12 protein-coding genes and 1 riboswitch are annotated in these 14,150 nt (G+C 55.9%); of the genes, 11 read left to right on the plus strand and 1 reads right to left on the minus strand.

Annotated features, from left to right (window positions below; translation table 11 throughout):
- Window position 1: 1 nt before the first annotated feature.
- The 4 genes from crcB to RWS31_RS08140 all read left to right on the plus strand — a co-directional run bounded on the left by crcB (window position 2) and on the right by RWS31_RS08140 (window position 3,960).
- Window positions 2-391: a fluoride efflux transporter CrcB gene (gene crcB / locus RWS31_RS08125; RefSeq protein ID WP_314597404.1), complete on the plus strand. Its 390-nt coding sequence runs from the start codon at window positions 2-4 to the stop codon at window positions 389-391.
- Between the two features lie 112 nt (window positions 392-503).
- A complete protein-coding gene (locus tag RWS31_RS08130) occupies window positions 504-1,244 on the plus strand; it encodes an alpha/beta hydrolase-fold protein (RefSeq protein WP_009646074.1) in 741 nt (246 codons plus the stop codon).
- Between the two features lie 76 nt (window positions 1,245-1,320).
- A complete protein-coding gene (locus RWS31_RS08135) occupies window positions 1,321-2,274 on the plus strand; it encodes a serine O-acetyltransferase (RefSeq protein ID WP_265071455.1) in 954 nt (317 codons plus the stop codon).
- 128 nt (window positions 2,275-2,402) lie between these two features.
- Window positions 2,403-2,581, plus strand: a riboswitch (cobalamin riboswitch).
- 380 nt (window positions 2,582-2,961) lie between these two features.
- Complete coding sequence (locus RWS31_RS08140) at window positions 2,962-3,960, plus strand: sirohydrochlorin cobaltochelatase (RefSeq protein WP_009646039.1); 999 nt, start codon at window positions 2,962-2,964, stop codon at window positions 3,958-3,960.
- A 126-nt stretch (window positions 3,961-4,086) separates the two neighbouring features.
- On the opposite strand, the gene RWS31_RS08145 is transcribed toward RWS31_RS08140, so the two are convergent.
- On the minus strand, window positions 4,087-4,479 hold the full coding sequence (locus tag RWS31_RS08145) for a hypothetical protein (RefSeq protein WP_314597407.1): 393 nt from the start codon (window positions 4,477-4,479) through the stop codon (window positions 4,087-4,089).
- 212 nt (window positions 4,480-4,691) lie between these two features.
- Between RWS31_RS08145 and clpB the strand changes: the two genes are divergently transcribed.
- The 7 genes from clpB to RWS31_RS08180 all read left to right on the plus strand — a co-directional run bounded on the left by clpB (window position 4,692) and on the right by RWS31_RS08180 (window position 14,060).
- Window positions 4,692-7,265 (plus strand): ATP-dependent chaperone ClpB, encoded by a 2,574-nt coding sequence (gene clpB, locus RWS31_RS08150; RefSeq protein ID WP_314597409.1) that lies wholly within the window; start codon window positions 4,692-4,694, stop codon window positions 7,263-7,265.
- Window positions 7,266-7,546: 281 nt separating this feature from the next.
- Window positions 7,547-8,788, plus strand: a complete 1,242-nt coding sequence (locus RWS31_RS08155; RefSeq protein ID WP_314597411.1) for an HD domain-containing phosphohydrolase — start codon at window positions 7,547-7,549, stop codon at window positions 8,786-8,788.
- Window positions 8,789-8,967: 179 nt separating this feature from the next.
- Window positions 8,968-10,140 (plus strand): HD-GYP domain-containing protein, encoded by a 1,173-nt coding sequence (locus tag RWS31_RS08160; RefSeq protein WP_399553748.1) that lies wholly within the window; start codon window positions 8,968-8,970, stop codon window positions 10,138-10,140.
- Window positions 10,141-10,226: 86 nt separating this feature from the next.
- Window positions 10,227-11,612, plus strand: coding sequence for an HD domain-containing phosphohydrolase (locus tag RWS31_RS08165; protein WP_314597413.1), 1,386 nt, complete (start codon window positions 10,227-10,229; stop codon window positions 11,610-11,612).
- 170 nt (window positions 11,613-11,782) lie between these two features.
- On the plus strand, window positions 11,783-12,196 hold the full coding sequence (locus RWS31_RS08170) for a DUF4418 family protein (RefSeq protein WP_314597415.1): 414 nt from the start codon (window positions 11,783-11,785) through the stop codon (window positions 12,194-12,196).
- A complete protein-coding gene (locus RWS31_RS08175) occupies window positions 12,193-13,383 on the plus strand; it encodes an ABC transporter permease (RefSeq protein WP_314597417.1) in 1,191 nt (396 codons plus the stop codon). Before RWS31_RS08170 ends, RWS31_RS08175 begins: the two co-directional genes overlap by 4 nt.
- Window positions 13,383-14,060, plus strand: coding sequence for an ATP-binding cassette domain-containing protein (locus RWS31_RS08180; RefSeq protein ID WP_314597419.1), 678 nt, complete (start codon window positions 13,383-13,385; stop codon window positions 14,058-14,060). The genes RWS31_RS08175 and RWS31_RS08180 overlap by 1 nt, the downstream gene beginning before the upstream one ends.
- Window positions 14,061-14,150: the final 90 nt, after the last annotated feature.

The following is a 14,150-nucleotide window of genomic DNA, read 5'->3' on the forward strand; positions in this document are numbered from 1 at the left end:
GATGGGAGTGCAGTATATCTTTGTCTTTCTTGGCGGCGGCCTCGGCGCTGTCTGCCGCTATTTGGCGACCTCGTTTTTCGCCGTGCGCTTCGGGGCGGCATTTCCTTACGGCACGCTCTTTGTCAACGTGTTGGGCAGTTTCCTTATGGGGCTTCTTATCGGCGTTTTGCCGTTTTTGCCGCGCGGCGCGCTTTTGCCTGAGAACCTGCGCTTTCTGCTCGCCGTCGGTTTCCTCGGCGGCTTCACGACGTTCTCGTCCTTCAGCTTGGAAACGTTGACCTTGCTGCAGGGCGCGAATGCGCTTTCAGCGCTCTGGAATGTACTGGCGAACGTCGCCTTCGGTGTGGCGGCGGCATGGGCGGGACTCTTGCTCGTGCGCGCTGCACTGTAGGCGAGGAAAATAGAAACGGCTGCTGCAAATTTTTGCGGCAGCCGTTTCTTCTTGTCACGACAGACGTTGTATAGTATAGTTATGATTAGGGAACAATGGGGAGGGGCTGTATATGGAAACGAGAGTGGATCGCTGGTACAGCGAGCGGCTGCAGAAAGAAATGACTGTCCGAACGTATGGGGCAGACGGCACGCCCGTGCTCGCCTTCCCGCCGCGAGAGATGCTTTCCGATGCCTATGAAGCGGCGGGCGTGACAGAAACGCTCGCACGCTGGCTCGACGGGCGCATGATCCGGCTCGTGACGGTCGATACGATTGACTCCGAGAGCTGGTTCAGTGCGGATGATCGTGAGTGGCGTGCCAATCGGCAGGAGGCTTACTATGAATATGTTGCCGAAGAAGTCGTGCCCTTTGTGCGCTCGCTGAGTGATTGGACGCGTCTTCCCGTCTCCGTCGGCTGCGGCTTCGGCGGCGCTCACGCGGCGATCCTCTTCCTGCGTCGCCCCGATCTCTTTACGGGACTCATCTCGCTTGCCGGTTCCTACGATGCCAAGACATTTTTCGGTGGCTGGCTCAATGCACAGCTCTACGACAATTCACCGCTCGACTTCCTGCCCAATATGGCGAACGAACATCCCTATATCGAGCTTTACAACGAGAGGAAGATGGTCTTCTGCACGGGGCAAGGAGAGGGGCTTGACGAGCCGCGTCGCACGACGGATCTCCTGCGCTCCGTGCTGCACGAGAGGGGCATAAATGCATGGGTTGACTTCTGGGGGGCGGACGTCGACTATGGCTGGGAATGGTGGAAAAAGCAGCTCATGTACTTCCTGCCCTACGTGCTCGGCAGGTGAAGGAAGACTTTGTTCGTAGGGAAGAGAGAAACAGCGGCAATGCGCCGCATTTTCTGAAAGAAAGAGAAGTGAAGAAATGGCGGACATCATAGCGGAAAATTTGCACGGCGTCATCGGCGACATCCTCGCCGACTACAAGACGGATCGCATCATCGACAAGATGGATGTGTTCTGTCGTCCCGACAAGAAGTCGGTCATCGACATTCTCGACAAGCTCGTGCGCATCGTCTTTCCCGGCTACTTCAAGGACGAGCACTACCGTGTCTACAGCGTCGAGAATAATATGACGATGGTCATGGAAGATGTGGCTTATCTGCTGAATAAGCAGATTGCCATCGCCTTGCCGTGCAAATGTGCGTCTATGCAGTCGGAAGAGGTCATTGCTGATCGTGCGCAGGAGATCACGCTCGCCTTCTTTCGTGCCATACCGAAGATTCGCTCCTACATCGAACTGGACGTTCATGCGACGTTCGAGGGCGATCCCGCAGCGTCGAGCGAGGCCGAGATCATCTACTCCTATCCGGGCCTTTACGCGATCTGCGTGCATCGCCTCGCGCATGAGCTTCATGTGCTCGGCGTGCCCGTGATCCCGCGCATCATGTCGGAGCACGCACACAGCCGCACGGGCGTCGACATCCATCCGGGCGCGACGATCGGCAGGAGCTTCTTCATCGACCATGCGACGGGCGTCGTCATCGGTGAGACGACCGAGATCGGTGAGCATGTGAAAATATACCAGGGCGTGACCTTGGGGGCGCTCTCGACAAAGGGCGGCCGTTCCCTGAAGGACAAGAAGCGCCACCCGACGATCGAGGATCATGTGACGATCTATTCGGGCGCATCGATTCTCGGCGGCAAGACCGTCATCGGCAGGGGGGCAATCATCGGCGGCAACGCCTTCATCACGAAGTCCGTCGCGCCGGGCACGCAGATCAGCGTGAAGAATCAGGAATTGCGCTACGACAAGTCGCGCGACGAATTGGAACAGGTCGATTTCGAGGGAGAAGCCCCGTGGTTTTATGTGATATGAGCGGCGAGGGGCGGCGCGTGTTGCTGCCCTCTCGCATGAAGGCCTTATGGATATTTTTCACAAAAGGTGTTGACAAGGGACGCGCATAGTGCTACCATAATACATGAAGTTCATGAGAACATAAAAACTTCATATCGATTGGGTTAGGTGTCGCAAGACTTAATAGGGAATCCGGTCAATGCCGGAGCGGTCCCGCCACTGTAACAGCGAGCGAATCTGCATGATGTCACTGGGGAGTTTTCCTTGGGAAGGCGCAGAGGAGCGATGACCTGGAGCCAGGAGAACTGCCTAGCTGACAATCACCGTTTGACCTGCGAGTGATGGGGAAGGGGATTATTGCGCAACGCAATGAATCCCGGCTGAAGGCCGGGTTTTCTTTTGTAGTGCCTCCCCTCCGAAACCCCTTCCCCTTCGCGGGCAAAGGGAATCAATTTCGGCGGAGAGTTTTCCCTGCGGCTTGGGCTACAGGGGAAAGCATTGCTCATATATTATTTCCGATCCAGTTCTCTTTTGCTGCTCTGCAGCAGCTCCGTGTGTGGAGACACGGAGCTTCCTTTTTCAAAGACTGGCTTTACGTCTCTATGCCTTGACATCGAGCGCGAGGTCTGCCATAATTCTTCTAGGGAACATCCTTCGGGGGTCGTTTCCTGAAGCCTTATTTTTCAAGATTCAAAGGAGAGATATTGAATGAAGAAGAATTTCAAGAAAATGCTGGCCATGTCGCTCGCGTGCGGCGCTGTTTTCGCTTTGAGCGCACCTTCCGCCGACGCTTCCTACATGCTGAATCCTGAAGTCAAGGATGCGACGCCGGCTCTCCTTGAGGCGTCGGAAATCGGCGTCTTGAAGTATGAAAACCCCAAGATGCAGAATCTCCCGAACAAGGACGCCATCCTCGTCATGAGCTTTGGCACGACCTTCAAGGATTCGCGCGAAAAGACGATCGAGGCGACGGTCAAGGCGATTCAGGCGGCTCATCCGAACGTGAAGGTTGAGCTGGCATTTACTTCGCATATCATCGTAGACCGCATCAAGGCGAAGGAAGGTCTCGATATTCCAACACCGGAGGCGGCGCTGCAGCAGCTCAAGAAGGACGGCTATACGCGCATTGCGCTGTGCTCGCTCGATGTCATTCCGGGCATGGAATATGCCTATGACAAGGCGATCTTCAATGAGTACAAGGGCAACTTCAAGAAGATGACGCTCGGCACGTCGCTCATCTACTGGCAGGGGCAGGAAAAGCAGCGCGATGACGTCGAATCTGCTCTGAAGGCGCTTTCGACGCAGTTCCCCGAGGTTGCTGACGATGAAGCCGTCCTCGTCATGGCGCATGGCACGCCGCATCCGGCAAACGCTTATTATGCCGTAATTCAGGATGGCATCAACAAGATGCAGCTCAAGAATACGTTCATCTATACGGTCGAGGGCTGGCCGAGCCTTGAGGACATTATCCCCGAGCTTAAGGCGAAGGGCATCAAGTCCGTCACGCTCATGCCGATGATGATGGTCGCCGGCGATCATGCGAACAACGACATGGCGGGCGATGACCCGGATTCGCACAAGTCCGTTCTCATGAAGGCTGGCTTCAAGGTCAACACCTACATTCATGGTCTTGGTGAGAACAAGGCGATTCGCAGTCTCTTTGTCGAGCGTGCGAATGAGTCGTGGGATATGCTCGAAGCCAAGTAAGAAGCCTAACACATCTCCTTTCAATAAAAGAACGCCGCTTGACTTAGTCGAGCGGCGTTCTTGCGTCAAATGTGGAAGGGGGAAATTAGTAATCTGGTCATGCACGGCCGAGATTCGTGGTTTCCTCTAAATATGGAAGAAGTTCATCATCTTCATCGCGAGCTTCTTCGGTTCGGCGTCCTTATTGCGCAGCAGGTAGGCGAGGGATCCGGCAAAGAAAAAGGCGGAAATGGGGACGAAGCGCCGTCCCTTTCTGAAGTTTGCCCAGACGAGAAGCTTCTGGAAAAGCTCCTCAATGTCCGTGCGTGTGCCGCCGTATCTCTTCATGATACGCCGTAGCCGCCAGTCCGATGTGCAATAGGCATAGATGGCGTCGATGAGCGCAGGGTCGTCGAGATGGTCGATGTACTCGTTGATGAGCAAGTTGACGAGCGTCGAACGCTTGAGCGAACGGCGCATCTGCAGAATGAAGAGAGCAGTGAGGAGACCGAGGGCTATGAGGAGAAGTGTGTTCAGCATATGGATTCCTCCAATCCTCCTTACTATATCATAAACCGTACCTGACATAAAGCCTGACCGACTTTATATTCTCTCGAAAATAATTAATCAAAAGGTCAAAAAAGTATTTGACTTTTTGACCTTTTGCGTTATAATAAGAAATAACAAGGCGAGGTGAAAGAGGCCTTGTAGTTTCTTAGGAAATTATCCTTGATATATAGGAGGAAGAAATTATGGGTGAAGAAAGATATACGGAGAAGGCCTTGGCGGCGATGCAGACGGCGCAGCAGGCGGCGGCTATGCGCTACCAGCAGGAAATCACATCAGCGCATCTGCTCTATGCGCTCGTGCAGGAACCGGAAGGGTTGTTGGAGACGATCTTCGAGGATTGCGGCACGGATCAGGCGATGTTGCGCGCGCGGCTGGAACAGGAACTTAGCAAGCTGCCGAGCGTCAAAGGACAGGATCGTCTGACGATGGGCATGGACATGGTGCGTGTCATCGGCAGGGCGCAGGAATATGCGAAGAGCATGAAGGATGACTACATCAGTACGGAACACCTGTTGCTCGGTGTTGCCGCTGACGGCAGCAATGAGGTGCAGGAGATCTGCCGCCAGTTCGGCCTTACGAAGAGCAGTGTCATGAATGCCGTCAAGAAGAATCGCAAGCAGAACGTCACGAGCGGCAATCCCGAGGAGGGCTACAAGTCGCTCGAAAAGTACGGACGCGACCTCACGGACGCGGCGAGGAAGGGAAAGATCGATCCTGTGATCGGCCGCGACGAGGAAATTCGCCGCACGATCGAGATCTTGACGCGCCGCACGAAGAACAACCCGGTGCTCATCGGCGAACCGGGCGTCGGCAAGACGGCGATCGTCGAGGGGCTTGCACGCCGTATCGTGGCGGGCGACGTGCCTGAATCGCTGAAGAACAAGACGCTCTACTCGCTCGACATGGGTTCTCTCGTCGCGGGTGCAAAGTTCCGCGGCGAGTTCGAGGAACGCTTGAAGGCGGTCTTGAACGAGATCGCGAAGTCGGACGGTCAGATCTTGCTCTTCATCGACGAAGTGCATACGGTCGTCGGCGCGGGTGCAGCCGAGGGCGCGATGGACGCGGGCAACCTCTTGAAGCCGATGCTCGCGCGCGGTGAACTGCGCTGCATCGGCGCGACGACCTTGAGCGAGTACCGCAAGTACATCGAGAAGGATGCGGCTCTTGAGCGCCGCTTCCAGCCCGTCATGGTCAGTGAGCCGACGGTCGAGGACACGATCTCGATCCTGCGTGGCATCAAGGAGCGCTACGAGGTGCATCACGGCGTGCGCATCCGCGACAACGCGCTCCTGGCGGCGGCGACGCTTTCCGACCGTTACATTTCGGACAGGTTCCTGCCCGACAAGGCGATCGACCTCGTTGACGAGGCAGCGGCAAAGCTGCGCACGGAAATCGAGTCGATGCCGCAGCCGCTGGATGAGGCACGGCGCAAGATCATGCAGCTTGAGATCGCCGAGCAGGCGCTGAAGAAGGAGACGGACGACGCCTCGAAGGAAAAGCTCGCGCATGTGACCGAGGAGAAGGAGGAGCTGCAGAAGAAGGAAAAGGAACTCAAGGACAAGTGGGAGGCGGAAAAGCAGGCGATCCTGCGCGTGCGTGCCGTCAAGAAGGAGATCGACCAGGTCAAAAACGAGATGGAGCTTGCCGAGCGCGATTACGACTTGAGCCGCCTGTCTGAGCTTCGCTATGGCAAGCTGCCGACCTTGGAGAAGCAGCTCAAGGAAGAGGAGGATGCCTTGGCGAAGAAGGCAGAGGACGATCATCTGCTCAAGGAGGAAGTCAGCGAGGAGGACATCGCCGAGGTCGTGAGCCGCTGGACGGGTATCCCCGTCTCGAAGATGCTCACGGGCGAGCGCGAGAAACTCCTGCGTCTCGAAGATGTATTGCATGAGCGCGTCGTCGGACAGGACGAGGCTGTGCGCGTCGTCAGTGAGGCAATCTTGCGGGCGCGTGCGGGCATCAAGGATCCGAATCGCCCGATTGGTTCGTTCATCTTCCTCGGCCCGACGGGCGTCGGCAAGACGGAACTGGCGAAAACTTTGGCGGAGGCGCTTTTCGACGATGAGCGCAGCATGATCCGCATCGATATGTCGGAGTACATGGAGAAGCATTCTGTGGCGAGGCTCATCGGAGCGCCTCCGGGCTACGTCGGCTACGAGGAGGGCGGTCAGCTCACAGAAGCCGTGCGCCGTCGTCCTTACAGTGTCATCTTGCTCGATGAGATCGAGAAGGCACATCGCGACGTGTTCAATGTGCTCCTGCAGATTCTGGACGATGGCCGCCTGACGGACGGCAAGGGGCGCGTCGTGAACTTCAAGAACACCGTCATCATCATGACGAGCAACCTTGGCTCGCACGAGATCTTGAACAAGGATTTCGAGGAAGCGCAGACGGCAGTCAAGGAGCTTTTGAAAGAGTACTTCCGTCCTGAGTTTTTGAACCGCGTCGATGATATCGTCGTGTTCAAGGGTCTCGCGCGTGAGCAGGTCAAGGCGATCGCCAAGCTCCTGCTGGAGAGCCTTTCCAAGCGTCTCCAGCACCAGGTGGGCATCACGCTCTCGTGGACGGAGGACGCCTTGGAGTTGCTGGCGAATCAGGGATTCGAGCCGAACTTCGGCGCGCGTCCGCTGCGCCGTTTGATTTCGCACAAGGTGGAAACGGCACTGTCGAAGGAGATCATCAAGGGCGAAGCGAAGGAAGGAGATGTCGTCGAGATCGGCGCAGAAGGCGGCGAGTTCACGTTCAAGACGCTCTGAAGAAAAGCAGAAAGCTGCGCAAGCAGGTGAAGATGGGAGACGAATGCCTCCCATCTTTTTTTGTTTCAAGCTCTTTTATGAAGGAAAACAGATCTTAGATAAGATAAGAAAAAGATAAAATTTGAAAAAAGTATGGCGTTTGGTCCTAATATATGTTATAATAGGACCAATAAACTAGTGAGGTGTGAAAAAAGGATGAATTTATTGTGGAATTGAAAAAGTACTCAGTGGGTCAGTTGCAGGAAGGAATGATTATTGGCAGAGGCATATACGAAGAGGATATGACGGTCATTTTGTCGGAGGGGACGGTTCTTGACCGTCAGACGATTTTGTTGCTGGAAAACCGCGACATATACTTCGTTCATATACGCGACAATATTGCGTCTACGCCTCCTGCGTATCAGATTGACAATGCGAAAGTCGCTCTGACGGATGTGGCGACAGTCTTGGACAGTTCGCGGGCAAAGGCTGAGAGCGCTCTCTTGCCTACGCTGAACGTCATGCCTGAAGTGTCTTCTCCTGACAAGGACGCCGCCTTGGCGGAATTCATGCGAGAGGTGGCGGACACCGTTGCCGTGAAATCGGTGATTCGTCGGAGGGCTGCCCGTTCTGTTGTGCAGACGGGGATTGCCCCAAAAAAGGACGCCTCTCTTGAGTCCGCTTATGTGAGCCAGTACAAGGATCTTTGTCTCAATCTCTCGATGCTTTACGAAACGACGCGCACGAGCGGGCATATCGACAAGGCGGCGGTGGAGATCCTCGCGCAGCAGGTTCTGCCGCTTTGCTCAAGCGCCAAGGCGATGACGCACATTTACAATGTGAGGATGAAGGGTGACTACTCGCTTCAACACAGCGTGCGGGTCGCCATTCTCGCAGGCCTTATGGGGCAATGGCTAAAGATGCCGCAGCGTGATCGGCTGCGCCTTGTCATGGCGGCGCTCCTTCTTGACATTGGCTCTACACGCATAGCGCCAGAGTTTCTTAAAAAGGTGGGCGGCTATACGAAGGAGGATCGCGTGCTCATGCAGAAGCACACGCGCCTCGGTCATGCGCTTGTCATGAACTCGGCGTTCGCTTCAGACGCGCAGATTGCGGGAGCGGTGCTGCAGCATCATGAGCGAAATGATGGCTCGGGCTATCCAAATGCGGTAAAGAAAGAGCAGATTTGCGACTTTGCACGCATCCTTGCCATTCTCGACAGTTACGATGCGATGACTTCGAGACGCTCCTACGCCAGGAGGCGTTCACCCTTCGATGTCTTTTCTGCGTTGTCCGATGAATTTGTCGCAAATCATCTCGATGCGGCTTATGGCCTGCCATTCATCCGCAACGTCTGCCATTCGCTGAACGGCAATTGGGTCAGACTTACGAACGGCGAGACGGGCAAGATCGTCTACATCGATGAGTCGCGGCTCGATGCATTGCCAATCGTGCAGACAATGGATGGCGCTTTTATCGATCTCAATACGCTGAGCAGCATACGCATCGAATCCATGCTCACGAGCGAAGAGATGACACATTGATAAGTTTCCTGCTCGCGTTGCTATCTGTTGAAAATGGTAGCATTCAGGAAAAAACCATGATATAATCGAATGCGACGATTGTAGGGATTTTGGGGATGGAGAGAGAAAGGCAGTCGGATACCATCGGAGACGGACGTTTCGATGACGTACTCGACCGCTTCGCCATGGAAGGGTGCAGGATGATGTTGAAGAAGTGTTCTATTGGCCGTCTGCGGGAAGGCATGATTCTTGGACGGGATGTATACAAGGACGATATGACGGTTCTTTTGGGCGAAGGAACGGTGCTCACGGCCAAGATGCTCGATTCCCTCGCTGATCACGACATCTTTTCCGTATATATTCAGGCGGAGGACGAGGAGGAAGAGATCTCGGCGGCAAAGCCGTCGTTGTTCGAGGTAGATGAGGAGCAGGGCGAGATTCCTGCAGAGGTGTCTGAGAAGATGCCTGCGAAGGTTGCGCCGAAGAAGGAGCGACTTCAGGATGATTCCTATGTGCGGCAATATGACGAGGTTTTTGCCTTGCTGAAGAAGTTCTATGCTGACACGAGGACGGCCTCGCGCATTGATGTGGAGACTGCTCGGTCGTTGACTCGGAAGTTTTTGCCGCTGTGTGAAAGCGCAAAGGCGATCGTGCAGATTTACAATATGGAGACGGAAGAGGATTATCGCCTCCACCATAGCATGCACATTGCCATTCTTGCGGGACTTATGGGGCAGTTCCTCAAGCTGCGTGCGTCGGAGAGGGGGCGTCTCATTATGGCGGCCTTTCTCTTGGACATTGGCACGACGCGCATCGCGGCGGAATTCCTTGAGATCCAGGGATATTACAGCGATGCGGAGCGCAGGCTCATGCAGAAGCATGTGCACTTAGGGCGAGAACTTCTTGCCCGGTCTGTACTTGGGACGGATGAGCAGATTGTCGGCGCTGTACTGCAACATCATGAGAGAAACGATGGATCCGGCTATCCGTCAAGACTGAAGAAGGAACAGATCTGCGGCTTTGCCCGCATCCTTGCTATCGTGGATATCTTTGACGCGATGGCGTCCAACCGCGTTTATAAGAGAAAGCGATCGCCTTTTGATGTATTTAAGATTCTTGCTGATGACATCTTGAAAGGCCGATTGGATACGGAGTATGGCGTTTCATTCATCCGCCATATCGGACAAGCCTTGAATGGCTGCTGGGTAAGGCTTAGTGATGGAGGTGTGGGCAAGATCGTCTATATCGATGAATCGCGTCTTGACGCGTTGCCGATCGTCCAGACAATGGAAGGCGATTTCCTTGACCTGAACAAGAACAGCAACATCAAAATCGTGTCTTTGCTCACGAATGATGAAGTACAGAAGGTATGATGGTTCCTTGTTGTTGTTTTGAAAATTTGCGAGGATGGATGCAAGAAGTCCCCGATTTGCAATGATTCACAAGGGAGTGCAAATGGATGTTGAAGAAGTATCCTGTTGACCAGTTGAAAACAGGCATGGTCATTGGGCGAACGGTATATGCTGAGGATATGTCCGTCCTCTTGGGCGAAGGGACAGTGCTCGATGAGCAGCGAATCGAATATCTCGATCAGCGGGGGATTGTTTTCGTCCGCATTTTGCTGCCCGATGCAGATGAGTCTGCCGAAGTTGCCGAGTCGCCACAGGTGAAGAAAGAGCTGGACACTGCATCGAAGGTGTCGAGCGAGCAAACGCAAGCGGCGATGGCGGTGCTTGCGGCTGCAGAAGAAGCAAAGAAAAAGGCCTTGGCAGAGGTCGAGGAGCGGGCAGCTCAGAGGGCGGCAAAGGCGAAGAAGGAAGTGCGGGCTGAAGTCCCAGAAGAGGTGTATCACGAGAAGATGGCTCCTGTGCCTGAGGAAGAAGATCATCGGCCTACCTCCAAGTCAGGTGTCGTGCTGCGCGAGACTTCAGTGCTTGAAGCAGCGTATCTTGAGAAGTATGAAGCGTGCTTCGAGGAGCTACAGGGATTTTTCAGTTCAGTACGTTCTAACGGCCGCATCAACACGGCGGAGGCGGAGGCGATCTCGCGCAATTTTGCGCCGCTTTCTTCGAGTGCGAAGGCGGTCACGCATATTTACAATATGGAGACGATCGGCGAATACCAGCTGCATCATACGATGCGCGTCGCGGTTCTCGCCGGACTCATGGCGCAATGGCTCAAGATGTCGGCGCAGGAAAGGCAGCGACTGATCTTGGCAGCGTTTCTCATGGATATTGGCTATACCTCGTTCGCACCAAATTTTCTCAGGAAGATCGCACTTTATACGCCGGAAGAGCGCCGTCTTATGCAGAAGCATGCTCGCTTAGGTTATGACATTGTTTCTCGTTCTTCGTTGCAACTTGATAAGCAGGTCGTAGAGGCCGTATTGCAGCACCATGAACGAAATGATGGTTCGGGCTATCCGCAGAGAATGAAGAAGGATGGAATTTGCAAGTTTGCGCGTATTCTTGCCATTTTGGACACTTACGATGCGATGGCGTCGCGTCGCTATTATGCGAAACGGCGTTCTCCGTTCGAGGTCTTTTCCGTTATTTCGGACGAGTGTATTGCGGGACGCTTGGATGCGGAGTACGGCATCGTCTTCATCCGCAACTTTTCCAGCACGCTTAACGGCAATTGGGTCAAGCTTTCCAATGGTGAGGTGGCGAAGATCGTCTATATCGACGGCTCGCGCATGAACGCCCTGCCGGTCGTGCAGACATCTGAGGGACAGTTCATCGACCTCAATACGATGCCAAACATCAAGGTCGAATATCTTCTGTCCAGTTCCGAGGCGGAAAAGAAGGCGAGATCTGCAGAGAAAACAGCGGCAGGCGGCATGTAAAGATGATAATACGGCTCTATGGGGGAGCGTTCCCGAATGGAAGGATGGTTCCGTTCGGGAGCTTTTTTTTGTAGAAACATGGTGTGCTAAGGGAATATATGCTTGAAAATGATTATCGATTTTGCTATGATGAGAAAGATGTTTAACAAAAGAAGGAAGGAGAGTTTTGTTTGGAGAAGAAGCGGAGGTTTAAGATCACGGACATCCTGCTCTTGCTCGCAAGCGGTGCGTTCCTCGCCGGCATGCGCACGTTCCTTGCGCCTTGCGCTCAGCAGGCGGACGGCAGGTGGATGGTTTGCCACTGGGCGGGCGAGGCGCTCACGGGTGTTGCCGCTGTGCTCTTCGTCATCTCTTTGCTGCACGCTTTGATTCCTCGCGCCCAAATTAAGATGGGGCTGGCTCTGGCGATGATTCCTGCAGCGGCGTTGGCTTTCCTCCTGCCGGGAACAATGATCGATCTCTGCATGATGGAGACGATGCGCTGCCATACGGTGATGCAGCCTGCGGCCAGGGCGATTTCCGTCGTGTTGATCTTGCTCTCCTGCCTGGATGTTTATTGCTATCGGAAGGGGGATGACCGATGAGCTTCGCACGCTTTCTTGCCGTGCGGAACTGCCGCAGGAATCCTTCGCGCACCGCCGCGCTGGGGCTGGTGGCGGCGCTGCTCGCTTTGGCGCTCTTCGGCGGTTCGCTCGTCGTCTTGAGTTTGCAGAACGGCCTGAATCGCTTTCAGGAGCGTCTGGGCGCAGACATTCTCGTTCTGCCCAAGGCGGCGCAGGCGGACGGCGGCCTGGAAGGCGTGCTCGTGCAGGGAAAGCCGCTTCAGTTCTACATGGAAGACTCGCGCCTTGCAGAAATCGCGTCCTTGCCCGGCGTCGAACGCGCCGCACCGCAGTTCTTCCTGACGTCGGCAAATGCCGGCTGCTGCTCTGTAGCGGTGCAGCTGATCGGCTTCGATCCGGCGACGGACTTCACGATTCGGCCGTGGATTCTTGAGAGCTATGCGGGCGACGTCGGCTATGGCGACATCCTCTGCGGCAGCGGCATCTCCGTGCCCGCAGACAGGCGGCTGAAGTTCTACAATGTACCGTGCCGCGTCGTCGGTCGTCTGAGCCCGACGGGAACGGGCATGGATACGGCGGTCTACGCGAATATAGAGACGATCCGCGCCATGATGAAGAATGCGGCGGATTTGGATTTCGCATCGTTTCAGGGCATCGATCCCGAGCAGGCGATTTCCGCCGTGCTCGTCAAGACCTCGCCCGACTTCAGCCCTGAGGCCGTGGCGCAGGCGATTTCCGCTGCCTATCCTGATCTCGCGGCGCGGCCCGCGCACGGCATGGTTCGGAGCGTGGAGGCGGGACTGGGCGGCGTCACGGGGACGGTCGGCGTCCTGCTCTTCGTGGTCTGGCTTCTGTGCATCGGGCTTCTGGCGCTCGCCTTTCGACTGGTGTTCGCGGAGAGACGCGGGGAGTTCGCCGTGCTCCTCATCAGCGGCGCAAGGAGAGGCGTCCTCGCGCGAATCGTCCTCGCCGAAGCCCTCATCGTGTCCTCTCTTGGCGCGGCGGGCGGCGTCCTTGCAGGCGCTTTCGTGCTGCTGCCTTTTGCCGCACTCTTGAAGGACAGCTTTGCGCGGCCGTACCTTCTGCCCGACGCTTCAGGCATCGCTCTTTTGGCGGCAGGGGCTTTTTGCGCCGCTGTTCTTTCCGCCGCGCTCGCGGCGCTTTGGACGGTGCGGCGCATGGATGTGACGCTGCGGGAGGATATGTGATGGAACTTCGAGCAGAAAAAATCAGCCGGGATTTCCTGCGGCCGAGTGCGCCGCAGGGCTTTTTCATGGCGGTCGAGGAAACGGACTTCTCGCTGCGTGCGGGCGCCTTGATCGCCATTACGGGACGCTCGGGCAGCGGCAAGAGTACGCTTTTGAAAATGCTGGCAGGCCTCATGGAGCCGGGCACGGGACGCGTGCTTATAGATGATACGGACATCTACCGACTGGAAGAGGCGGAGCTTGCCCGGCTGCGCAATCGGCAGATCGGCCTCGCGCCGCAGACGCTCATGGCGCTCTCCAGCTTGACGGTGCAGGAGAATGTGCTGCTGCCGTGCTCGCTCTACGGCGAGGCGCGAGAGGCGAAACCGCGTGCCGAGCAGCTCATGGAGCGGCTCAGCATCGCGCATCTCAGGTGCGCCGATCCAACGGAGCTTTCGGGCGGCGAGCTGCGCCGCCTGACGCTGGCTCGCGCCTTGGTGCGCGACAGCGCCGTCCTGCTGCTCGACGAGCCGACGGGCGATCTCGACGACGAGAATACGCGCCTCGTCCTCACGCTGCTGCGCGAAGAGGTGGCGCGTGGTAAGGCGATCCTTCTTGTGACGCATGAGCGCGAGGCGGCGGACTACGCCGATCACCTCTATCGCATGGAGGCGGGCAAGTTGGAATTGTTATCCTGAAATTTTATTTGTGTTGACGATTGAAATCGGGTATAATGGGGATGTTTTGTTGACCGCGTAATTTGCGGCAGCTGGGAGAAGGGCGCGGCA

The sequence above is a fragment of the uncultured Selenomonas sp. genome, assembly GCF_963528755.1.
Lineage (GTDB): Bacteria > Bacillota > Negativicutes > Selenomonadales > Selenomonadaceae > Selenomonas.

Excerpts from the sequence above, each read along its gene's own strand:
- crcB (WP_314597404.1), top strand. The coding sequence starts at position 2 with ATGGGAGTGCAGTATATCTTTGTCTTTCTTGGCGGCGGCCTCGGCGCT.
- RWS31_RS08130 (WP_009646074.1), top strand. The coding sequence starts at position 504 with ATGGAAACGAGAGTGGATCGCTGGTACAGCGAGCGGCTGCAGAAAGAA.
- RWS31_RS08135 (WP_265071455.1), top strand. The coding sequence starts at position 1,321 with ATGGCGGACATCATAGCGGAAAATTTGCACGGCGTCATCGGCGACATC.
- RWS31_RS08140 (WP_009646039.1), top strand. The coding sequence starts at position 2,962 with ATGAAGAAGAATTTCAAGAAAATGCTGGCCATGTCGCTCGCGTGCGGC.
- RWS31_RS08145 (WP_314597407.1), bottom strand. The coding sequence starts at position 4,479 with ATGCTGAACACACTTCTCCTCATAGCCCTCGGTCTCCTCACTGCTCTC.
- clpB (WP_314597409.1), top strand. The coding sequence starts at position 4,692 with ATGGGTGAAGAAAGATATACGGAGAAGGCCTTGGCGGCGATGCAGACG.
- RWS31_RS08155 (WP_314597411.1), top strand. The coding sequence starts at position 7,547 with ATGACGGTCATTTTGTCGGAGGGGACGGTTCTTGACCGTCAGACGATT.
- RWS31_RS08160 (WP_399553748.1), top strand. The coding sequence starts at position 8,968 with ATGATGTTGAAGAAGTGTTCTATTGGCCGTCTGCGGGAAGGCATGATT.
- RWS31_RS08165 (WP_314597413.1), top strand. The coding sequence starts at position 10,227 with ATGTTGAAGAAGTATCCTGTTGACCAGTTGAAAACAGGCATGGTCATT.
- RWS31_RS08175 (WP_314597417.1), top strand. The coding sequence starts at position 12,193 with ATGAGCTTCGCACGCTTTCTTGCCGTGCGGAACTGCCGCAGGAATCCT.
- RWS31_RS08180 (WP_314597419.1), top strand. The coding sequence starts at position 13,383 with ATGGAACTTCGAGCAGAAAAAATCAGCCGGGATTTCCTGCGGCCGAGT.